The following is a 22911-nucleotide window of genomic DNA, read 5'->3' on the forward strand; positions in this document are numbered from 1 at the left end:
ATACGATCTATCTTAAAATGCATCCTTTAGAATGCTCATTGGATTCTTCTTTATCCAATGAGATACTGGGGGTGCTTTTTATATTTTTTGTATTAAATAACAAAGGTAAACAATTCTTTTTTGTAGAATTATATTTTAGTATTAATCTATTGCAGTTTAGTTCATGGTTGTAAAATTCCATCACAAGGGGGGAGCGTTAATGGGGTCTTATTGGGAAGATAGATTTGAAATGGGAGGAAGAATTTGGGGAGAACTACCTAGTGAAATGGCATTTAAGGCAATATCACTTTATAAGCAGTTTAATATAAAAAAAGTACTCGTTTTAGGAGCGGGATATGGGCGGAATACCAAGGAACTATCTAACTTTTTTGATGTAGATGGAATTGAAATTTCGTCAACTGCCATCAAACTTGCACGGGAATTTGATACTAAATCTAACTTTATTCATGCTTCCATATTTGATATTGAATTAGAAGAGAGATATGACGCTATATTCTGTTACAATCTTCTTCATTTATTCAAGCAGAACGAACGAGATTTAATCATAAACAAATGTATTGAACTTCTTAATGACAATGGAGTAAGCTTTTTTTCTGTATTTTCAGACGAGGATAGCAACAATGGAAAAGGAAATCAGATTGAACCCTGTACATATGAATATAAAAAAGGGAAGTATGCTCATTTTTTTACGGAGGATGATTTAATGGAGCACTTCAAACACTTTACCATTTTGGAGACTGGCCATCTCAGAGAGCAACTTTTTTATACACATCAGAGTAGCACGTGGATTAGCTTAAGATATATTAGTACTCTCAAGAAATAATTTAAGATGTGGCTATCACTTGAAAAATAATAGCTAAAAGGATGGCATTATAATACAGTGCCATCCTTTTAAAGTAATCAAAAAGAATTATTGTGCTCGATTTTGGTTGTATTTCTTTCGAATTTAATACGATAAAATACAGTACCGATCAAAGTTAAAAAAACCATGGTAACGAAAAGCCCCGATTCACCAAGCTGATTCAATAAAAAACCACCTAGAATTGGTCCTATGAATTTTCCGAAATACAAGAATGATTGAGCACCGTAGTATGTACCTCTTAGATGATCTGGTGCTATTCTGTCTACCATAGCACTGGCAGCAGGGAAATATAGGATTTCTCCTACTGTGAATACAAATATAGATATAAGAAGAAATACTAAATTAGGGGAAAAGCAAAAGCCAATATATCCGATTGATATGAATATATTACCTAAAATGATCGCAAACAGAGAACCTTTACTTTCAATCCATGAAGTTAAAGGTATTTGGAAAATTACTACTAATAGTGCATTAAGGCTCAGCATGATTGCATAAAACTCAATACCATTCACGAAACTTTGATTTAAGTATTGTGGAAGAGTTGAATCTAATTGAGAGTAAGCAATAGTCACAATAATACCACCGATCAACAATCTGCGAAAATACGAATCTTTCATTATAACTTTCGCAGCTGATACAATCGTAACAATTTCTTTCTTCGTCTTATTGATCTCACTTATATTAAATAAGCGTAATAGGAGAGATAATGAAACGGCATACAGAATATAAAAAAATCCAGTAAATAAGAACGCTACTGAACTTTCCTCAAGAGCGATGTAAGCTCCCAATAATGGTCCAATTGTTACCCCTACATTTATAGCGAGATACCTCATAGAAAAAATACGAATTCTTTTTTCACTGGGCGCAAGATCAGACATCAACGCTTGAGCCACCGGCTCAAAAAAAGTGCGACATAGTCCATTAAGAATATTTAGGATTAAGAAAATTAAAGTAGCATGCGTGTAGAAAAAACCAATAAAGACAAGTCCCCATATATAAAGAGCCAGTAACATGATCCTTTTACGTCCAAACTGATCAGACAATACACCACCAAAAAAGCCACCAAAAGCACTTGATAATGCTCCTGCACCAACAATGAGACCAATCAAAATTGGGTTTAAATCGGTTTCTTTACTTAGATAAATAGCTAAAAATGGAATACTCATAGCATTAGCTGCTCTAGCAAGTGCTGTACCAATCAATAGTATATAGATCATAGGGTGGAATCCTCTTAAATCAAGCAAGCCTTTCTTAATAGAAGTCATCAAGTCGTTCCACCTTTTTAGTAAACTTTTTATGTTAATGTGTTCGCATCTGCAGGGAACTATAGTGTGGTGGTTAGGCAGAAGGATTCCTTTTAAAAGGGTGAGTGTAATTTAGATTTATCAACTTTCCCACTGAAATTTAATGGGAATTTATTAAGTCTGATTAGATGATTGGGAACCATATAACTGGGTAGGTATGAGCTTAATAATTCCTTTATTTGAATATTATTAATGGCTTCATCAGACAAGTAATAAGCGCATAGATGATCTTGGTTTTGAGAGTCCGTAACTACTTTTACACACGCATCTAATATTTCAGGATATGTTTTTAGATAATACTCAATTTCACCTATTTCAATACGATAACCTCTAATTTTTATCTGATCATCAATTCTACCTAAATAGATTAAATCATTGTTGTTAGTTAGCTTGGCCTGATCGCCTGTTCTATACAATCGTTTACCTAAAGCTTCGCAGAATACAAATTTTTTATTGGTCATTTCGTCGTTATTTAAGTAGCCGATCGCTAAGTTAATTCCAGCAATACATAATTCACCAGTCTGCCCAGCTGGTAACTCATTCAGGTTTGCATCCATGACATAAGTTTCACAGTTTTGTATAGCCTTGCCGATAGGTATGGATTCGATTTCTTCCATATTAGTTCTCTTCCATAAAGTAGCACATATCGTGGTTTCTGTAGGTCCATAAGCATTCACGTACCCAAATTTAGACCATTTTTTTACTAGGTCTGAAGAAATTTGCGAACCAGCCGTAATTACCGTTTTTATGTGTTCTATGTTAGAAGGATTAAGGTATGCGAGATAAGCAGGTCCAAGGGTTAATATGGATATTTTGTTGATATTCAGATAATTTTCAAAATGTCTAGGGTTCATAATAATATTTTGTGGGACAATGTGCAGACTAGCTCCTGTAAAAAAAGCCATAAATATCTCCCAGATTGAAGCATCAAAAGATATACTCGCAAATTGCAGTACTCTATCATGCTGCTGTATATCTAAATCATTTGTAAATACAGATGTTAAATTACTTAAACCTTCATGTTTTGTTACTACCCCCTTAGGTTTTCCTGTTGAACCAGAAGTATAGATAATATAAGCGGGATCAGATTTTTTGATATCCACTAAAGATAAATCATTATATTGGGGGAGTTTTAATATATCATCAATAACAATCAAACTATTTGTTCTATTCTTATAATTAACCTCTAATTTTCGGGATGTTAAAATATGCACTGCTTCACTGTCTTTAAGCATATATTCGATTCTTGCAATTGGAAGAGAAGGGTCGATCGGTAAAAAGACCCCACCAATTCTGAGAATAGCCAGCATTGCAGTAACAGTTTCTACAGAGCGCTCATGAATAATGGCGATCACTTCATTCTTTTCAAAATGATGTTGTGTTTTTAGCCAATGTGCCAGGTTATTCACAGTTCTATCAAGATCATTATAAGTTAAGAAATTATTTTCATCTTTAATTGCCAATTTATTTGAATTATTTTTTGATGTTTCCTGAAACAAAAGATTAACATTGGAAGTAGTTGGGGGATGAATTTCTTTCACTTATAGTTTCCTTTCTTTGATGTATTATTTATGAGAACATATAGGACAATCGGGATTTTTTTTAATATCAATTTTTCTTATTGTTGTAGACAATAGATCGAAATAGATCAATTTGTTAGTAAGAGGTTCACCAATTTTCAGTAGATACTTAATTGTTTCTGTAGCTTGAAGAACTCCGACCAAACCTGGAGTCATGCCGATAACACCAAACTCTTGTTTTTTTACGTCAACGGGTGATTCAGGATATAGGCATCGATAACAAGGTCCTTTTCCAGGTTCAATGAGCATGATCTGTCCTTCGAAATGAAAGATACTTCCTTCAATTAATGGTGTCCCATGCTCTACGCATATATCATTTAACATATATCTAGTTTCTAAATTATCTACAGCGTTAACAACAATATCGAATTCTGAGACAATATGGAGAGCATTTTCTCTTACAAGTCTATCTCTTGAGATATCGATTGAAATATTTGGGTTAAGTTCGCTCAACGTTTGTTTAGCTGATTCTGCCTTGTTTTGATTGATATTTGTGTACCCATGAAGGACTTGTCTATTCAAATTAGTTAGTTCAACATTGTCATTATCATAAACTTTAATGTGACCAATACCTGCGGCTGCCAAGTATAGGAGTAAGGGAGAACCAATACCTCCTGCTCCAATGACTAATACTTTTGATTGTTTAAGAATTTTTTGGCCTTCTTCTCCAATTTCCGGCAAAATTAATTGTCTTCTATAACGCAGTTTCTCTTCTTCTGTAAGTGAGTTAATTGTTGTCATTTAAATCTAGGCCCCTTCGGCGTTTATTATATTTCATAGAATCCAACAAAATTACTTTCATTCTCTCTTAGTAATTTTAAAAGACCTTCTATACTACTAATTGAAGCAGGGTCGAATTGCTCGTAATCAAACTCAATTTGTAGTTGCTCCTCAAGTTTCATTACAAGTGATATTGTGGACATAGAATCAAACCCCAACTGATTTAGAGGAGTACATATATACTGTTCGAAATTATTCTCAACTTCTTTCAGTACATCCTCTGGAATAAGCCCGTGAAGAAGGTTCATCACATTATTTTTCATAATTATCTCCCTCTATCAATGCTCTTAAGACCACTAATAACGTTTCTTGTAAATGACTAATATTCAAAATTAATTTGTCTAAGGACTTAAGGTACAAATCAAGCGATTTTTGGCCGGGCTTTTGTACAACTACACTTGAAAAAAATTGAAGTTTATTAAGACAATCATTGATATTGTAAACTTGAAATTCAAGCACACTACTTATTTCTGTTGTTATATGAATTTTTGAGCTTAATATATACTTGATCAGTTGTACAAGAGGATGAATTTTACTTTTTATCTGCTTACTCAAAATTTGTTGGTCAATTTTTGTGATAGATGCAGTTAGAAACCGAGAAGTGTGTTCTTTAATGAATTTTTTTAGATCATGTAGTCCAGATTGCGAGCATGGAATGCTTATTGAGTTTTTTTCTATACCCTCCTCATTAATCTTCAACCCATAAAGATTGAGAAAGATAAACTTTATATTCTCAATTATATTATTATTTTTCAATCTATTCAGTACTTCAGAATACTCATATGCTGATAGTTCTACTAGGTTGTTATCAATATAAAGCTTTGTTTTGAAAGTTTCTAAATTCATACATTTCCTAGCAGTTTGATTAGCTTCGTTGATATGAGTATAAACAATTTGTTCATCATGAATATCTTCGATGAATACGGTGGTATAGTAAGTGGAATTATCCAGATGTTTCATTTCCATAGTCAATGATACAAAGTTATTCTGAGCGAATAGTTTATAGAGAAGTTCTATTACTTCCGTTACTTCTACTAAATGTACTTGTCTAATATACTTGTTTAGAAACTCCTCTAGCCCATTAACCAAAGGCAAAAACGGCTCGCCTGAAGTATTAAAAGTCCACCCTACAAACCTATCCAAATAAAGAAGTGGGTAGCTCTCTAATTGATATACTTGTGTAAATAGATAGTGATACGTTCGCTCATAACATACATATCCTAGAGCTTCTTCAACATATTCTTGAGGAAGAACTCTCGAATTTAATATTTTTGAATTGCTCATATTAACCACCAGCAAACTGTAAAATGATATTTAATTCATCATCTTGCTTAAACTGAATTACTTTGTAATCTTCAAATTTAATTAAATTATCGTTTAAAACAAACAATACATTTCTTTTAGTAGTGCCATTTGATTCCCATAACTTTTCCTTTAATGCTGGAAAGCTAGATGCCAAATAATTTTTGAGTTCTGCCAAATCAGTTACTTCTACTTGTATTTCTTGTTGATTTCTAGCTAAAGATGTTAAGAATTGGGGCAAGATTACTGTAATCATTGAATTTCTCCTCCTTCATGTTTAACTAACCTAAAACCAAGATCATAAGCATGAAATGATGCAGGTTCATGATGCCTGAAATTATTTCTGCACATATCTATGAACGAATGAAAACTTCCTCCTCGGCAGACTCTGTTTTCTCCATCATTTATATTTACGGGGTTATGAGAGGCAGTTTTTGAATAATAATTAGAGTTATAAGTGTCCAAACACCATTCCCATACATTACCGTTAATATCATATAAGCCATAATTGTTCTGCTTCTTTTGTCCGATTACGTGCAATTTACCTCCAGAATTATCACTAAACCATGCGTAATCAATTAGAGAATGTTCGTCAATTGGATAGTGATGATTTTTCCCTCCTTTTGCTGCATACTCCCACTCTGCTTCGGTTGGTAGATCAGTATTACACCAAATTGCAAACATAAAACTGTCGTACCAAGTTATACTAGTTGCAGGATAATTTTGTGGGGCGCTTTGATAATCAGGATCAAACTCTTTATACAAACTAGTTGAAACTGGAATTGACATTATTTTATAGGGTGAGAGGTATACCTCATGTAAAGGCTCTTCTCCACAATATAAGTATTTAGCCTCTTTGTGATTCCCCATATTAAATGTGCCCCCAGGTAATTCAATCATCCATCTAGCTATCAACTCTTTATAGCGTTTTTCATTATCCTTATAAAATCTTGTATATAGAATTTCTTCTTTAATGTGTAAAGGTATGTCACTAAGCAATTGGTAAGCTTCATAAAGAACATGATTATTTGTTACTACTGGTTTTCCAAATCGATTAACAGAGAAGATTGTTTTAAGGAATTGGACAAGCTCATCTTCATTATAAGATTTACTCATCTCAGTAAAATGTATAGCTTGCTTCATTTTGATCCTCCAGTTCTGCCAACTCAATTTTAATTTCTTTTACTTGTTTATCAGGGCTTACTTCAAAAACTCTAATTTGGGGATACTCTATTGTCCGTAAAGAGATTAGAAGATGCCAAACACTCGATGAGGGATGTAGATCGACATCTACCCTTGCTAATATAGCGGGGTGTCGTTGATGACTGTGGAATACCCCTACTTTGAACAACTTATTCTGTCGAATATACTTTTCAATCTTAATAGTTTCTTCTGGAGAAGTTAAAAATCCGGCATCATCATGGTCTTTGTAGTAATTTCCATAGGATGAGAAATAGTCTAAGAAAGAACCTCGTACATCTTCTTGCATAATTATGTACTCAGAAGGTCCACCATCTGGCTCTGTTGATAAAAAGTAGCCATATGCTTTTTTAGGAAATTGTTTTTTAACATCTCTTATAAAATTCAATAACAGCTGTTTCTCAAACTTAATTCTCCGATGATTTTCGGTCATTAAAGGAGCACACCACCTTTACTTATAAATTTAGGAATAAATATTTACGCAGAATTTACGTAGCTTTTACAAATTCGTTATTATTTCCATTATTATACAGTCGCATTCAAAAAAACTTCTATGTGATTGTATATATCTTACGATTTTTAAAAATGGTATAATGATTATTTGATGTTAATACATGGATCTTTTACTCGGGTTTTACATTCGAATTCTGTTTAAACCACTGAATATCTATTAAAAAGGTAAGTATTACGTGATTACAGGATAACACTTTAGAAACACACTATGTATTCATAGAAAGGTTGTTCCACGATATTTATTTCAGCATAAAAATCTCGGAAGACACTGCGGGAAAACTCAAAAAAACCCCACTATTTTCATCATGGTGGAGTCTTTTTTTATACATAAGAAGGAGACGTACTTTGAAGCGTTTTGTGAGGGAGAACACATTGTCCTAATGTAAATCTATTTATTTCATTTGTAAGCTCTTGGTGTTTCGATGTTCACCGCAAAGGAACTGCCAGCAACGTGTGCAACAGCTCATTATGCCGCACATGCTTGGTTACGTAGCCCTGGTGCTCCAGCCAGCCGCATAGCTCACCCAGCAGAGGAAAGTGACGCTCGCGCAAGGCGCGCAGCTGTTCTTCGTGTCCTGATAACTCAGCTTCACGGACATACGCCTCGCGGTGAGTTGCATCGACAAACATCAGATCGGTTAGACCGATACGACCGCGCGAGGTTAGAACTCGCTGCATCTCCTGTAAGGCCAGTAGTTGCTGATCTGGACTCAGATGATGGAAGGCGAAGCTGGACACAACAAAGTCAAAGGATTGATCTACAAACGGCAAGGCCAGAAAATTACCAAGTTTCACATGCATCTCGGGATATTTGGTACGACATCTGCGGAGCATCTCCCGGGATTGGTCGATTGCAGTCATGTCTGCGCCGTGTTGTAGCAGTCTCCCAGCCAGGTTACCCGTACCTGTACCGATATCGAGTCCTTTTTCACCCGGAGCAGGTGAGATCCATTGAGCTGTTTGTTCCAGCCCTTCATCATAGTTGTGATACAGATAAAAGGAAGACTGCACCATATCATTGCAATCACTCGGCGTGTACTGATCTGCACTATGATATGGATGTGAAAGTTCATGCTCATCGTTTATAGGCGAGACGTTGTCCGAACGGTGCCTGTCCTCTGAAAAAGATTGCCTCGCACTGTCGCTGTGCCCACCCTGCACTCGCTGATCATGGATGGCTGCCTGTGTGTCATAATTCCAACGATCATGCCAGTTCTGCCGTGCTTCACGCAGACGCCGCGCACTGTCTGCAAGATCGTGCAGATGGCTGACATCCAGCGGTCCGTCCTGACGATTCAGATCAATCATGCGTTGGGTTGTATCCATCATACGTTTCAGTTCAATCCACTGGGCATATATAACGGCCTGTTGCAGCTCCAGATATTCTTCCAACCGCTGCTGATTCCCTTGATCAATCTCTCCGAGCGCATGTGTAATATCCTGCAGGGACATGCCAATCTCACGCAGCGCAGCAATGGTCTGAAGCCGCCAGATATCATTTTCTGTGTATGTGCGATACCCGTTAGTGATCTGTTTGGCGGGAAGAATTAATCCTTTTTCCTCATAAAAGCGAATGGCTCTCGCCGAGATTCCGAGTCTGCTTGCTGCCTCTTTGATATTCATCATGCATCCCCTCCTTATCGAACCAGTATAAACGATGACGTTACGGCAAGGTTAAGTGTTTATTTCAATTCATTTTGCGATAAGGTTCAATACCGGGTGGAATTTTAGTCAACGTTGAGGCTATGCTACAATATATAGAACAAAGATATATAAACAGTGAAGCGGGCCGAACCATGGTTTCCTAACTTCTGACTCATCACTCGCTTAACTTCCCGACGTTGTAACGTACAACGTTGTCGACTATAGCAAGAAAGGTTGAATCATTATGCTTACCAGCCATACATTTACGATTCGTCCATCCGAGATTAAAGATGCCGCACAGCTTATGGAGTTGGACACCCTGGTATGGGACAAATACACCTCACCTGCACCGATGCAATGGCGCTCCAGACAGCAATACCTGCAGTATTGCCCGCCAGGCAGCCAATTGATTGCGGTGCAGGGAGAGCGGGTATGTGGTTATGTGGGCTTTCAGCCAGCCACAGGTATGCCGGTCAACCGTCATGTCTACGAGATTCATATTGCAGTTCATCCCCATGATCGGCGTTGTGGCATTGCCACAGCTTTGATGGATGCCATCAAGCAGCATGCGGCCCAACAAGGCGTTCGCAAGCTCAGGCTGCGCGTACTCTCCAGCAATCCGGGAGCGATTACGTTTTATACCCAGTGTGGATTTGTGACAGAAGGCAGGTTGGTGTCCGAGTTTTATATCGGGGGCAAGTATGTGGACGATATTCTTATGGGTTATTTTATCCAGACCAAATAGAAAACGTAGCTGAGGAGGAACAACGATGGATATGGGACTTCAGGGTAAAAAAGCACTGGTGCTGGCCTCCAGCCGCGGGCTGGGCAAAGCGGTAGCCGCTCAATTGGCGGCAGAAGGTGCTGACGTCATGCTCGCCAGCCGGAGCGAAGAAAAGCTCGCAGCAGTGAAGCAGGAGCTTCTGGCGCTTGGTGGAGGCGGACGTGTGGAATATTGTGCAACCGATGTGACACGTAAGGAAGATATCGAGGCCCTGATTCAGAAGACAGCAGAGCTGTTCGGGCAGATTGATATTCTGGTGAACAATTCGGGCGGTCCGCCATCGGGTTCATTCGAGTCACTGACCGATGAGGATTGGGAACGAGCATTTGAATTAAATGTACTTAGTTATGTAAGACTGATTCGTGGTGCACTCCCTTATATGAAAGAACACGGAGGACACATTGTGAATATCGCTTCAACTTCAGTGAAGCAGCCCATCCCGGGTCTGGTTCTGTCCAACACGTTCCGAACCGGCGTTTTCGGATTGGCGAAGACCTTGTCTCAGGAGCTGGCTCCATACGGTATCTTGATCAACACGGTGGCGCCAGGACGCATTGCAACAGATCGTATTCGTGAACTGGATGCAGCACGGGCTGAGCAGAACGGAATCAGTGAGGACGAGGTCTCTGAACAGTTCCACAAGGAAATTCCACTCGGCCGTTATGGTCAGCCGGAGGAATTCGCCAAAGCGGTGGTATTCCTGTTATCCGGGGCCAATACGTACATTACCGGCACCTCATTAATCGTGGACGGTGGTATGGTCCGAGCCCTCTAGAAATTATTTAAATAGGCGAATAAAATAAATACCCTCTGTCACCACATTTCGTGGATATAGAGGGTATTTCATGTTGATCCAATATGTAGGGAGAGATCACTCCCGAATTATTATGTAGGCGAATTAACGCAAAAGTTCCCATTCATGCTGAAGCATGCCGTATACCGCATGGTTCACGTAACCTTTAGGCAGCTTCTCTGCCTGACGAATGACACCTTCCAGAACGAATCCGAGTCTCTCCGGGATGGCACGACTTCGTTTGTTGTTCGTTGCCGAGCGAATCTCGACGCGATTCAGATCCAGGGTCACCAGTGCATAATCGACCAGAACGCGACAAGCGCTTGTCATCAAGCCCTGACCTTCAAAGCCTTTTCCAAGCCAGTATCCGATGCTTACCGAGCGGTTGGTCCAGTTAATCTCGTGGAATCCGATGATGCCTGCGAGATCGCCTTTTAACCACACGCCGGCGGTGAAGCCGCCATTTTCAGCACCTTGTTTTAATGCGTTGGTAATGAAATTCGAGGTGTGTTCCACTTCTGTCACATGATCCACCCACGGTAACCAATGTCTCAGTTGATCCCGCGAACGATCCGTCAGTTCAAACAGCGGTTTGGTATGTTCCATGGCCAGCGGCCGGAGTTCGGTATATTCATCCAATGAATAGGTAAACATGAATGCAACCTTCTTTCTTTGTACAGTATAGGTTTATTTTGTAGTAGATTAACGGGAAGTCTTGGGCAACTTTTGCTCCAGTGCAAACAGGTCTTCTTCCATCGAGGCCATGCGTTGATTAACCGTTGTACGTGCGTCACGGAGTGCCTGATTATATATGTAGGGAGCAAGCTGTGTCATGAACAGGTCGAGTACACCCCAAGCAGCCAGATCACCCAGTTCTTCGCCACGTTCCTCTTCGAAATACGACTGGATGGTGCGAATGGCTTCATCCTGCTGTTCTTTGGTCAGTTTAAGCGAATTTGATGGAATGGGAAACCCTCCCTTTAATTTTGTTTTTACTATCATGCTACATGATTCGAGCGAACCCGTCAAAATGGTTTTGGGCCTATTTATGCAAGGCTGATCCTGACTTTGGTGCCGTTCTTTATTGAACTCCTCCCCCGTTAAAGGTATATTTAAATGAAACGCGTACGAAACTTTCCAAGAAAATAGATTTTTTCAGGAAATGACTTCGTTATCAAGGAATTATAGCCGGAATTGCTGCAATTCCCGAAAGCTCCAATCCATTCATGAAAGGTTTGATACCTGTGGACAATCGTACAACCCCACCTAACTTTATCAAAAATATTATCACCGAAGATCTCCGGTCTGGGAAAGTCCAGGAAGTTATTACCCGTTTTCCTCCGGAACCGAACGGTTATCTGCATATTGGTCATGCCAAGGCGATCTGGATCAACTTTACGCTGGGCGGCGAATTTGGCGGCAAAACGAATCTGCGCTTTGATGACACGAACCCGGTCAAGGAAGATGTGGAATACGTTCAATCGATTCAGGAAGACGTGAAATGGCTCGGATACGAGTGGAACGAGAAACGTTTTGCCTCGGATTATTTTGATGAGATGTACAACCGTGCTGTCTTGTTGATTAAAAAAGGAAAAGCCTACATCGACGACCAAAGCGCCGACGAAATTCGTGCAATGCGTGGAACCCTGACGGAGCCGGGCAAGAATAGCCCGTACCGTGATCGTTCCGTGGAAGAGAATCTCGACCTGTTCACACGTATGCGTGCAGGCGAATTCCAGAACGGAGAGAAAGTGCTGCGTGCCAAGATCGATATGTCTGCACCGAATATCAATCTGCGCGATCCGGTGATTTACCGGATTTCACATGCACACCATCATAACACCGGTGACAAATGGTGTATCTATCCGATGTACGCCTTTGCTCATCCGCTCGAAGATGCCATTGAAGGTGTAACACATTCCCTCTGTTCTTTGGAGTTTGAGGATCAACGCCCATTCTACGATTGGGTTATTGCGGAATGTGAGATGCAGAGCCAACCACGTCAATACGAATTTGGCCGCCTGAACCTGTCCCAGATGGTGACCAGCAAGCGGAAGCTGAAACTTCTTGTGGACGAAGGCCATGTGGATGGATGGGATGATCCGCGCATGCCGACAATTTCGGGTCTGCGCCGCCGGGGATATACACCGGAAGCCATTCGGGATTTCGTATTCGAGACAGGCATTTCGAAGAGCCAAGGGGTTATCGATCTGCAAACGCTGGAGCACTTTGTACGTGAGGACTTGAAACTGAAAGCTCCACGCACGATGGCTGTCCTTCACCCGCTCAAAGTGGTTATTACCAACTACCCGGAAGGGCAAGTGGAATGGCTTGAAGCAGAGAACAATGTGGAGAATCCGGAGATGGGTAATCGCCAAATTCCGTTCTCTCGTGAGATTTATATTGAACAAGACGATTTCATGGAAAATCCACCGAACAAATACTTCCGTTTGTTCCCTGGCAACGAAGTTCGTCTGAAACATGCATACTTCATCAAATGTAACGATGTAATCAAAGATGCAGAAGGTAATGTGACCGAGATTCATTGTACTTATGATGTAGAGACGAAGAGTGGCAGTGGCTTCACTGGCCGTAAAGTTAAAGGTACGATCCACTGGGTAGAAGCGACTCAAGCGGTACCTGCTGAATTCCGTCTGTATGAGCCTTTGATTCTGGATGAAGCACCCGAAGCAGAGGTGGAAGTGGCTGTAGCTGGGGCTGATACGGAAGTTGTGGAAGAGCAACCGGAGAAAACGTTCCTGGATCAATTGAACCCGAACTCCCTTGAGATTGTTCACGGGTATGTGGAACAAGAGATGAAGGAAGCGAAAGCTCAGGACAAATTCCAATTCTTCCGTCACGGTTACTTCAGTGTAGATCCGAAACATTCCGAGCCAGGTCGTCCGGTATTTAACCGGGTGGTATCTCTGAAAAGCTCATTCCAACTGCCGAAGGCATAAGCTCGATGAATCAGCTTAAGCTCTTTTCATCGGAGTGCTGGCAAGCAGACAAATAATATGTTAAAGCAAGGGCATCCTTCGTCATGATCATGGCGAAGGATGCCCTTTTGTTATTCGATATTTAGCTAGGTTTAGCTTTAGACTGATCATATATTACGGTATGAACATGAACATGAATGTGAGCTGAAGCGGTGGATGTGCGTGTGAGGCAAGAATCTAACGAACCGAGGACACACTATCCAAGTGTATTTGGGCATTCCAGCAACGTAACGAATCGTAGATACCTTATTTCCACGTTCGGCCTGTGATTTTTGGATTTTTAGCATCTTTTATGCGAAATAACGTGGCTGAGATTCCTTAGCTTTAGAATTTCGTGAAATTATTGCATATAAGGAGTCTAAGGTTCGTTAGGTGCAACAAACCTTAGACTCCTTTCTCTTTACTACTACTATCCGTAATCTTTTGTTTGAATGTTTGAACGTTAATTTACACGATAACGGAGAGGACAGAAGAAAGCTGGAGAAGCGGAGCGTTCGCCTAAAAGCTTTCTGAAAGAAAGCTACATCGGAAGCATACGCTTATCCCTGGATTTTACCCTTTGAAAAGGGAATCAAAAAAATCCGGGGATAACAGCGATCGGAAGGGGATTCTGTCATCGTAGTGCTCTTGTGTAAATCAATCTTTCAACTTTTTCAAACAAAAGATTACCTGTCCTCATCCATATTGCCCATCTCCGTCAACACAACCGGCTGATAGCCGTTACGGCGGTTCGACAACCACATGATGCCGAATCCAACAGCACCGATGAGCGAGAAGAATACGCCGATACTATACATTACTTCCGCACCAAAACTCTGGAACAGCCAGCCGCCGAACAGACCCGCAATAACCCCTGAGAGGCCGCCCCAGGCCATCGTATACACCGCTTGACCGGAGGAACGATAAGGTCTTGGAATGAATAGCATGGTCAGCTGGGTACCTACATAAAAGTATCCGCCGAACGTAATGGAGTGCATCAGCTGAATGAATACAATCTCCATCGGATTGGTGGCCAGTGCCATGAGCTGCCAGCGAAGTGCAAACAGCACACTAATCAGGATAAGAGATGCCAGGAGTAGGCTCATCTTGCGTTTGAGCAAGCGGTCGAGCAGCAGGAATACACCGACTTCGAGAATGGATGAGGTGAAGATGGCCCAGCCGACCATCTGTTTGTCGCCACCCATCTCTACAATATATAGCGACATAAATGTGCTGTTCATCGCATTAGGCACCGACACGAGTACACCCAGACCGATAAATGTCATAAAATACGGATTGAACATGACCTTGCCAAACCGCCGAAAAGTAACTACGGGTGTATCCGAAGCAATAGGCTGTCTGGGCAGAAATACGGATAACACGAAGGCGGTTGCAATCATGCACGCAAATATAATGGATACACTGCCAATGCCAAAACGGTCAATGAGCGGTCCGGCAGCGACGGCTGTCAGCGCCCAACCGAGTGAACCCCAGAGCCGGAATGATCCAAATTTCTGGGTCGTACCATCAATATAACCGAGAATCAGGCTATTGGTTTGAGCAAATAATGGACTTTGAAAAAAATAAAAAAAGATCATGGCTACATAGATCCATGTATAACTGGGCGCATAGAACACACCCTGGGCGAGTACAAACGTACCTCCCATCATGATCATCAGAATGATACGAATATTGCGTGATTTATCGCTCCAGAAACCCCAGAACGGGTTGGCGAACAAGGATACAAAGGGGCCAATCGCCATCAGACTGCCAATCTCCAGTTTGGTCATGCCAATCTCTTGCAGATAGAGCTGCAGGAATCCGGCAAAGATCGAGATGGCTCCATATATGAAAAAGTTATATAGTTTCAGAGATCCCAATGAGGGATTACCTTTTGAAGGTACAGGTCTGTCCAATTAAGCCATTCCTTTCAAATGCATATTGTTCAATGTATCATTTGTTGAAAGGGGATTCAATCTATAGAAAAAGTTGATCCATTGATATAACAAGCTCATATCGTAACCAGGAAGGAGCATGACATCATGAATACGAGAGAATGGACAGGCATTATACTGGCAGGGGGATTATCCAGCCGCATGGGGACCAACAAGGCCATGCTGGAACTGAACGGTTCCGTCGTACTGGAACATGTCACAGAAGCCATGAGACCCGCAGTATCCCGTATCATCGTGGCTGGTGGACCCAACGTGACAACATACGGTGATATGGGCTACGACTGCGTACAGGATTACTATCCGGGGAAGGGACCACTCGCGGGCCTTCACGCGGCACTGGAAGCTTCGGATACAGACTGGAATCTGGTCTGCGCCTGCGATATGCCGCTCCTGCAAACGTCCTTTTTGGGTAGCATAAAAAAACTGGCCGAAATGAATGACTCTTATTCTGCTATCGTGCCAGTCGTGGATGGACGTATCCATCCGCTTGCAGGGGCTTATCACAAGCGAGTGCTCCCTGATCTGGAGCAGCGTCTGAATCAGGATCATCTTCGAGTCACACGATGGCTTGAAGAGATTGGTTGCCGCTATATCGAAGCGGAGGAGCTTGAGAGAGCGGGCATTCATCATGTAGCGATGCAATTGAGTAATATGAACACGCCGGAAGAATACGAGCGTATCCGCAATCAAGATTCAGGGCTCGATTCAGATCTGTAGGATACAGGACCGCCAGATGCATCGGCATGATGATTGCGATATTGAAGCGGGCTTTGGCCTGTCCAACGTTTGAATTGTCTGCTGAAATGGGACAGGTGGGTGTAGCCGAGCTTCCATGCAATTTCACCGAGCGACAGCTCTGGCTGTTCGATCAGTACCTTGGCCTCCTGCAACTTCAAGCTGGATAGGTAAGCCCTTGGGGATCGCCCGTACACCTTGCGAAAGACCTGTAGACCATATCCCGGGCTGATGCCAAACGAGGATATAATCTGCTCCACTTTGACCGTGGATACACTGTCTTCCTTGGTTCGCAGTTGGGCATAGAAGGCCTGCTTGATCGCCTCCGCTATAGCTCCCGCATAATGCATCGCTGTTGGAGCTGGTGCATGTGAAGCAGCAACGGAAGTGGAGGACTCCGGTTCATTGTCAGCAGCCTGGGACAACAGGGCAAACAGTTCAAACATGCGGGCCTGCATGATCATTTTATCGGTGGACGTGTAGGCCTCAGATACGTTAATCATCTCCATCCAGCTCTCCAGCACAACGCGCATCTTCCTGTTATCTTCCGTCCCTGCTGCGTAGATTTGGCTATGCTGAGACATCAACTTCAGGGTGAAGACCGGATCATCCACATTAAAATGAGCGCTGAAATAAGTCATGCCTTTCATGGATACACATTGATTGGTATGTTTGAACCCGGGAGGAATGAGAAGAATGGAACCTTCCTCTACGGTGTAGGTATAACCATGAATCACACTCTCCTGAGTACCTTCGATGATCAGCATAATCTCAAATCCCGGATGTGATTCCTCCGGCATCGCCCATCCATATGGAACTTGTTGGCTGTGCGCGCCATAGAATTTGATGTTACAGTCGATAATAGGCAGCCAGTGTGCCAACGTATGGTGAGGCATTTCTCGGAGCTGTGAGCGGATATCCATAACATTCACCTCGGAAAAGGGTAAAAAAAACTCGCCTTGTACAATCGGCACCCTTAGTATACTTCATTATAATCAGTTTAACGCAAGCATGGATAAACCATGGAACGTATCCACGTTTGAAGGGGTTACTGAACGGTTCCAGTCTTTCAACCGATAATAATGTAAACGCTACCATTGCGAGTAGGAATATGTCAACTCGTGCACACGTCAAGATCATTATATTTTCCCGACAAAAAGGAGATCAAATCATGGACAAATTATTATATGGCGTAGCCTATTATGATGAATATATGCCTTACGAAAGATTGGACAAGGACATTCAGATGATGAAGGATGCAGGGATTAATGTAGTCCGCATTGCAGAATCAACCTGGAGCACCCATGAACCGCAAAATGGTGTATTCGACTTCTCTTCCGTAGACCGTGTGCTGGATGCCATGCATGAAGCGGGGATTCAGGTTATCGTTGGCACACCAACCTATGCCGTTCCAACATGGATGGTCAAGGAACATCCAGACGTACTGGCTACCACCGCACAAGGGCCTGGCAAATATGGTGCAAGACAGATCATGGATATCACACATCCAACCTATCTATTCTATGCCGAGCGGATCATCCGCAAGTTGATATCCAGGGTAAGCACACACCCAGCGGTCATCGGTTATCAGACGGATAACGAGACGAAGCACTACAATACCGCAGGCGATAATGTACAAATGCAATTCGTCAAATATATGCGGAACAAGTTCAGCTCCCTGGACGAGTTGAACAAGGAATTCGGCCTCGACTACTGGAGCAATCGGATCAATAGCTGGGAGGACTTCCCGTCTGTCGTAGGAACGATTAACGGCAGTCTGGGCGCGGAGTTTGCGAAGTTCCAGCGACAGCTGGTAACCCACTTTTTGGCTTGGCAAGTGGGGATCGTAAATGAATACAAACAGGAAGGACAGTTTGTTACTCAGAACTTTGACTTCGATTGGCGTGGATATTCCTACGGCATTCAAGGGGATGTGGATCATTTTGCCGCATCGAAACCTTTTGATATTACGAGTGTGGACATCTATCATCCTTCCCAGGATGATCTGACTGGCATTGAGATTGCATTCGGCGGGGATGTGGCGCGTTCGACCAAACAATCGAATTATCTTGTACTGGAGACCGAAGCACAGGCTTTCTGGCATTGGGTTCCCTATCCGGGGCAACTTCGGTTGCAGGCGTTCAGTCATCTGGCATCCGGAGCGAACATGGTCGCCTACTGGCACTGGCATTCGTTGCACAATTCGTTTGAGACGTACTGGAAAGGATTGCTCAGCCATGATTTTGAACCAAATCCGGTGTATAACGAAGCGAAGACCATTGGCAGGGATTTTGCCCGTCTCAGTCCAAAGCTCGTGAATCTGAAGAAAAAGAATCGGGTGGCTGTGCTGTTCAGCAATGAGGCCCTGACATCGATCAAGTGGTTTGGTTTTAACTTCACCAGTGACAAGAATTACAATGACGTGGTGCGCTGGATGTACGATGAACTGTACAAAATGAATATTGGCTGTGACCTCATCGACCCGTCTGTTGAGAGTTATGCGGAATATGATGTGCTCGTTGTACCTGCTCTGTACGCTGCATCGGATGCGTTGCTGGAAAAATTGAATCAATTCGTAGAGAATGGCGGACATATCGTCTACTCGTTCAAAAGCGGATTTGCGAATGAGCATATCAAGGTACGCTCTACCCGCCAACCCGGCTTGATCAGTGAGGCATGCGGGATCAGCTATAACCTTTTTGTAGAGCCGAAGCATGTTTCGCTACGCGATGATCCGTTCGGGGTTGGGGAGGAGCAGAACCAGGTTCACACCTGGATGGAACTGATTACGCCGACAACGGCTGAAGTACTCGCTTGGTATGATCATCCACATTGGGGTGAATATGCGGCAATTACCCAGAATGCCTACGGAAAAGGCAAAACAACCTATGTCGGCTGTTATACCAGTTCTGCTGTGATCCGTAAGGTGTTGGAACGTGTGATGAAGGATGCAGGCGTATGGGGAGCCGATCAGGAGCTGGCATTTCCGATCATTGTGAAGACTGGTGTGAACGATCAAGGGAATACGATTCGCTACTATTTCAATTATGCAGATGAGGCAACATCCTTCGTGAATGCTTATGGGGAAGGGACTGAACTTCTGGCAGGAATCCCGATTGCTGCGGGAGAGAAGATCGAACTGGAGCCATGGGGCATACGGATTATTGAACAATAATAGGAAATAATAAATATAGGTATATAAGTTGAATTTAACATGTACACGTTAACGGAGAGGGCAGAAATAACCTGAGGAAGCGGAGCTAAAAGCTTTCTGAAAGAAAGCTGCATCGGAAGCATACACCCCGCCTTTATCACCGGATTTTCCCCTTAGAAAGGGAATCAAAAAAATCCGGTGATAACAGCGATCAGAGGGTTGTTCTGACCACGTAGTGATCTCGTGTAACCATTCATCCTAGTGTATAACGTGATATTTTAACATTTCCAAACGAATATAAAGACCAAAGCGCCCTCGGCTTCCATGCTGGGGCGTTTGTCTATTTTAGATCAGGAGTGGATGCGCTGTGTTTACCGAATGTTATCGGAAGCTGACAGATCCTTTCAAACGCAGCATTCGCAACAAGTTGATTCTTACCATGACGCTGCTGGCTGTTCTGCCGGTCATTGCCATGACGGCTATGGCAGCTGAGAATACCCGCTCTTCCATGGAAGAGGAGATTATGGAGACCAACCGAGCCAATATGAACTGGGCCTCCATCTATCTGGGGGAACAGTTCGCTCGCATGAACAATATCATCTATTCCATTCAGATCAGTGACGAATTGCATCAATATTTGGCGCTGAACCAGGAAGCACCGGCAGCCAGCCGATTCGACGAACAGAAGGCCATGTTCAATATGTTGAACAGTGTATACTATTCTGCCGGCAATTATGTATTTGGTGTTGAACTGTATCTGAAGGAATTGGATACCTTGTTCACCTTCAACTCCATGGATTCTCGCATCAAAGCGGTATCGCAAATACCGGAAGGATATCATGAGATTTTTGCACAACATAAAGATTTTACAATTATTAATGATCCGGACGATCCGCAAAAGTTCCACATGACCCGCAGCATGAACCGCTTCGAGGATCAGGCACAGATCGGTGCCATCAGTCTGGAGGTCAAATGGGCTGAGTTCAACCAGACCCTGGAGTTGCTGGATAGCCGGGGAGACTATGGGGTGTACATTGCTGACAGCACGGGCAGTCCCGTCTATCAGCCAAACCAGAAGATTCAGCCATCTGCGGAAGCCCTGGAGAGACTGGCAGGTACGAAAGAAAGTTCGGGCTTTATCCGTACAGCCAAGGAATACGTATTCTTTCATTCCATTGAGCCGTCAGGACTGCGTGTGATCAAGATTGTACCTGCCCATGTCATTAATGAGAGTGCCTTGGAAACGATGAAATATGGACTGGTTGTGGGTGGCTTGGCCACCCTCATTTCTATTGGAATCGCTGCGCTCGTGGCTTGGCGTACATCGAAGCCCATTGTCAGACTGGCAAATTCCATGAAGGGTATCCAGTTGATCAGAGACAGGGAAGTGGTACGGAGCGGCCGGGTGGATGAGATTGGCCTGCTGGAGAAAAATCTGCACGGTATGGCTAGTCGTATTCGGGAACATATTCGTGACAACTACCTGATGAATCTGGAGAAGCAGACGGCCGAGCTCAAAGCACTGCAATCCCAGATCCATCCGCATTTCCTGCAAAATACGCTGCAGATGATTGGCGGCATGGTCTACTCGCAAAAACCGGCAGACAGTTATAAAGTCATTCGAGCATTGAGCGAGATGTTTCGTTATATTGTGCGAGCGCCGGATGGACTTGTGCCTCTACAGTCTGAACTCGATCAGTTGGAACATTATATGCTGATTCAGAAGCAGCGTTTTGGCGGAAGGCTTGAATATGCACTGGAGATTACCGGGGAACTTCAGGAATGTTACATCCCCAAGCTGTCTCTGCAACCGATTGTGGAGAATGCATTTTTGCATGGTCTGGAGAAGAAACAGGGCGAGTGGAAGCTGGACATTGAGATCATCTGTGAATCTGAAGAGGTAACCATTCGAATTCGTGATAACGGCGTGGGTATGGATGCTGAGAAACTAACGGAGATGCAGTCCAGACTGGACCGGCTCACCCGGCAGGCAGATCGGGTCTGGAGTTCAGGTACAAGTATTGGACTGGTCAATGCGGCCTCACGAATGGTAATGCACTTTGGACCTGAATATGGAATGGACATGGAAAGTGAATACGGACAGGGGACATGCGTTACGGTACGTATTCCCTGCAATAGAGGAGGCGAAGCCTTGTGAACAAGGAACTGTACAGAGTGCTACTGGTGGATGATGAACCGTGGAACCGGGATATATTGCGCAACCTGGGGGATTGGAATGAACTTGGCATGACCGTTGCTGGTGAGGCAGAGGATGGCGAGCAGGCCATACAACTGGTCAAGCAGCATCAGCCTCACATTATCATTACGGACATGCGCATGCCCGGCACAGACGGTGTGGAACTGCTACAGACGCTGAGCGGACAGTATCCACAGATCAAAGTGATTGTGGTAAGCGGGTATGATGACTTCACTTATGCAAAACATGCGATCCGACATCGGGCTGCTGATTATCTGCTCAAACCGGTGAATCCGGATGAACTGAATGCGGTGCTGGCTAAATGTGGAAGAGACTTGGAAAAGGTTGAATCCGCGCCTGAATCATGGGAGGCATACCCATCTTCGTTCGCAGGTGAGTTCTTCCTGTTTCAACAGCAGGCCCGTCTTAGGTTTAATGACCTGAACGGTCAGAGTCTGCGTGAATGGTTCCAGCAGTTGCAGCAGAAGCTGGAACGATGCGAAATTAACAGACCCCGGCAACTTGGACGGGTCGCCTATGAACTACAGGCATTGCTGGATGAGTTGTGTGTCTCCAATGGCTTGTACGAGCGGCCCGAAGCAACGGCGCTACCTCCTTCAACAGCGCTGGCTTCCATTGAATCCACAATCAACTGGATATCCGCGCCGTACTACCAGGCTTTGGAGCAGCTCATTGCCCAGCGTAAATTCAAGAACAAGCTGAACCTGAATGAGGTGAAACAATACATTGAGCAGCACTGTATGGAGATGATCACGCTGGAGCAGCTTGCCCAGATCTTTTTTGTCAGCAAGGAATATCTCAGCAAGGTATTCAAGAAAGAGTATGAAGTGAACGTGACCGACTATGTTGTCCAATTACGTATGGCGAGAGCGAAAGAGTGGGTAATGGACGAACAGATTCCGTTTAAGCATATTGCCGAGATGGCGGGTTATGAAGATGTGTCATACTTCTATCGGGTATTCAAGAAGCATTTCGGAGTTTCCCCGGGAGAGATGCGGAAGGGACAACCTCGTACATCAGGCAATTCAGGCATTAGCTCGGATTGATTCGTTCGAGGGAGCACTTGTGGTTGGATTAAGGTTTAAAATAATCCAATACACGAGTCTAAT

General features: G+C 43.1%; 21 protein-coding genes. 8 read left to right on the top strand and 13 right to left on the bottom strand.

The features are described from left to right. Positions 1 to 199 precede the first annotated feature (199 nt). Positions 200 to 823 carry a class I SAM-dependent methyltransferase gene (locus ACTHPG_RS20385; RefSeq protein WP_440391268.1) on the top strand — a complete coding sequence of 208 codons (624 nt, stop codon included), beginning with the start codon at positions 200 to 202 and terminating at the stop codon, positions 821 to 823. A gap of 77 nt (positions 824 to 900) precedes the next feature. Here the strand turns inward: ACTHPG_RS20385 and ACTHPG_RS20390 are convergent, their stop codons facing one another. From ACTHPG_RS20390 to ACTHPG_RS20430, 9 genes are all read right to left on the bottom strand, one after another. Next, the gene (locus ACTHPG_RS20390; RefSeq protein WP_440391269.1) at positions 901 to 2127 is read right to left on the bottom strand and encodes an MDR family MFS transporter; all 1227 of its coding nucleotides are present in this window, start codon (positions 2125 to 2127) and stop codon (positions 901 to 903) included. Between the two features lie 92 nt (positions 2128 to 2219). After that, a complete protein-coding gene (locus ACTHPG_RS20395) occupies positions 2220 to 3707 on the bottom strand; it encodes an amino acid adenylation domain-containing protein (RefSeq protein ID WP_440391270.1) in 1488 nt (495 codons plus the stop codon). 24 nt (positions 3708 to 3731) lie between these two features. Beyond that, positions 3732 to 4487 carry a HesA/MoeB/ThiF family protein gene (locus ACTHPG_RS20400; RefSeq protein ID WP_278297867.1) on the bottom strand — a complete coding sequence of 252 codons (756 nt, stop codon included), beginning with the start codon at positions 4485 to 4487 and terminating at the stop codon, positions 3732 to 3734. Between the two features lie 26 nt (positions 4488 to 4513). Continuing rightward, complete coding sequence (locus ACTHPG_RS20405; RefSeq protein ID WP_076332498.1) at positions 4514 to 4789, bottom strand: acyl carrier protein; 276 nt, start codon at positions 4787 to 4789, stop codon at positions 4514 to 4516. After that, positions 4779 to 5810, bottom strand: coding sequence for a hypothetical protein (locus ACTHPG_RS20410; RefSeq protein ID WP_440391271.1), 1032 nt, complete (start codon positions 5808 to 5810; stop codon positions 4779 to 4781). Before ACTHPG_RS20410 ends, ACTHPG_RS20405 begins: the two co-directional genes overlap by 11 nt. A gap of 1 nt (position 5811) precedes the next feature. Next, positions 5812 to 6084, bottom strand: coding sequence for a MoaD/ThiS family protein (locus tag ACTHPG_RS20415; RefSeq protein WP_278297870.1), 273 nt, complete (start codon positions 6082 to 6084; stop codon positions 5812 to 5814). Beyond that, positions 6081 to 6971 (bottom strand): formylglycine-generating enzyme family protein, encoded by an 891-nt coding sequence (locus ACTHPG_RS20420; RefSeq protein ID WP_440391272.1) that lies wholly within the window; start codon positions 6969 to 6971, stop codon positions 6081 to 6083. The genes ACTHPG_RS20415 and ACTHPG_RS20420 overlap by 4 nt, the downstream gene beginning before the upstream one ends. Beyond that, positions 6946 to 7461: a hypothetical protein gene (locus tag ACTHPG_RS20425; protein ID WP_440391273.1), complete on the bottom strand. Its 516-nt coding sequence runs from the start codon at positions 7459 to 7461 to the stop codon at positions 6946 to 6948. The genes ACTHPG_RS20420 and ACTHPG_RS20425 overlap by 26 nt, the downstream gene beginning before the upstream one ends. Positions 7462 to 7967: 506 nt before the next feature. Then, positions 7968 to 9167: a MerR family transcriptional regulator gene (locus ACTHPG_RS20430; protein WP_440391274.1), complete on the bottom strand. Its 1200-nt coding sequence runs from the start codon at positions 9165 to 9167 to the stop codon at positions 7968 to 7970. Positions 9168 to 9429: 262 nt separating this feature from the next. On the opposite strand from ACTHPG_RS20430, the gene ACTHPG_RS20435 reads away from it, so the two are divergent. Both ACTHPG_RS20435 and ACTHPG_RS20440 read left to right on the top strand, forming a co-directional pair. Beyond that, positions 9430 to 9930, top strand: a complete 501-nt coding sequence (locus ACTHPG_RS20435) for an N-acetyltransferase family protein (RefSeq protein WP_440391275.1) — start codon at positions 9430 to 9432, stop codon at positions 9928 to 9930. A 25-nt stretch (positions 9931 to 9955) separates the two neighbouring features. Next, positions 9956 to 10744 carry an SDR family oxidoreductase gene (locus ACTHPG_RS20440; protein WP_440391276.1) on the top strand — a complete coding sequence of 263 codons (789 nt, stop codon included), beginning with the start codon at positions 9956 to 9958 and terminating at the stop codon, positions 10742 to 10744. Positions 10745 to 10867: 123 nt separating this feature from the next. On the opposite strand, the gene ACTHPG_RS20445 is transcribed toward ACTHPG_RS20440, so the two are convergent. Together ACTHPG_RS20445 and ACTHPG_RS20450 are read right to left on the bottom strand one after the other, a co-directional pair. Beyond that, a complete protein-coding gene (locus ACTHPG_RS20445) occupies positions 10868 to 11416 on the bottom strand; it encodes a GNAT family N-acetyltransferase (RefSeq protein WP_253441402.1) in 549 nt (182 codons plus the stop codon). Positions 11417 to 11464: 48 nt separating this feature from the next. Next, positions 11465 to 11764, bottom strand: coding sequence for a DUF2164 domain-containing protein (locus ACTHPG_RS20450; protein ID WP_440391277.1), 300 nt, complete (start codon positions 11762 to 11764; stop codon positions 11465 to 11467). 224 nt (positions 11765 to 11988) lie between these two features. On the opposite strand from ACTHPG_RS20450, the gene ACTHPG_RS20455 reads away from it, so the two are divergent. Further along, the gene (locus ACTHPG_RS20455; RefSeq protein ID WP_440391278.1) at positions 11989 to 13722 is read left to right on the top strand and encodes a glutamine--tRNA ligase/YqeY domain fusion protein; all 1734 of its coding nucleotides are present in this window, start codon (positions 11989 to 11991) and stop codon (positions 13720 to 13722) included. A 704-nt stretch (positions 13723 to 14426) separates the two neighbouring features. On the opposite strand, the gene ACTHPG_RS20460 is transcribed toward ACTHPG_RS20455, so the two are convergent. After that, positions 14427 to 15656, bottom strand: a complete 1230-nt coding sequence (locus ACTHPG_RS20460) for an MFS transporter (protein ID WP_440391279.1) — start codon at positions 15654 to 15656, stop codon at positions 14427 to 14429. A 126-nt stretch (positions 15657 to 15782) separates the two neighbouring features. On the opposite strand from ACTHPG_RS20460, the gene mobA reads away from it, so the two are divergent. Beyond that, positions 15783 to 16412: a molybdenum cofactor guanylyltransferase gene (gene mobA / locus ACTHPG_RS20465; protein WP_440391280.1), complete on the top strand. Its 630-nt coding sequence runs from the start codon at positions 15783 to 15785 to the stop codon at positions 16410 to 16412. Here the strand turns inward: mobA and ACTHPG_RS20470 are convergent. Next, positions 16382 to 17353, bottom strand: a complete 972-nt coding sequence (locus ACTHPG_RS20470; protein ID WP_440391281.1) for an AraC family transcriptional regulator — start codon at positions 17351 to 17353, stop codon at positions 16382 to 16384. The genes mobA and ACTHPG_RS20470 overlap by 31 nt on opposite strands. 248 nt (positions 17354 to 17601) lie before the next feature. On the opposite strand from ACTHPG_RS20470, the gene ACTHPG_RS20475 reads away from it, so the two are divergent. The 3 genes from ACTHPG_RS20475 (at position 17602) to ACTHPG_RS20485 (ending at position 22848) form a co-directional block, all read left to right on the top strand. Beyond that, the gene (locus ACTHPG_RS20475) at positions 17602 to 19605 is read left to right on the top strand and encodes a beta-galactosidase (RefSeq protein ID WP_440391282.1); all 2004 of its coding nucleotides are present in this window, start codon (positions 17602 to 17604) and stop codon (positions 19603 to 19605) included. 346 nt (positions 19606 to 19951) lie between these two features. Beyond that, a complete protein-coding gene (locus tag ACTHPG_RS20480) occupies positions 19952 to 21742 on the top strand; it encodes a sensor histidine kinase (RefSeq protein ID WP_440391283.1) in 1791 nt (596 codons plus the stop codon). Further along, complete coding sequence (locus ACTHPG_RS20485) at positions 21739 to 22848, top strand: response regulator transcription factor (protein WP_440391284.1); 1110 nt, start codon at positions 21739 to 21741, stop codon at positions 22846 to 22848. The genes ACTHPG_RS20480 and ACTHPG_RS20485 overlap by 4 nt, the downstream gene beginning before the upstream one ends. Positions 22849 to 22911: the final 63 nt, after the last annotated feature.

Source organism: Paenibacillus sp. SAF-068, assembly GCF_051967555.1.
GTDB lineage: Bacteria > Bacillota > Bacilli > Paenibacillales > Paenibacillaceae > Paenibacillus.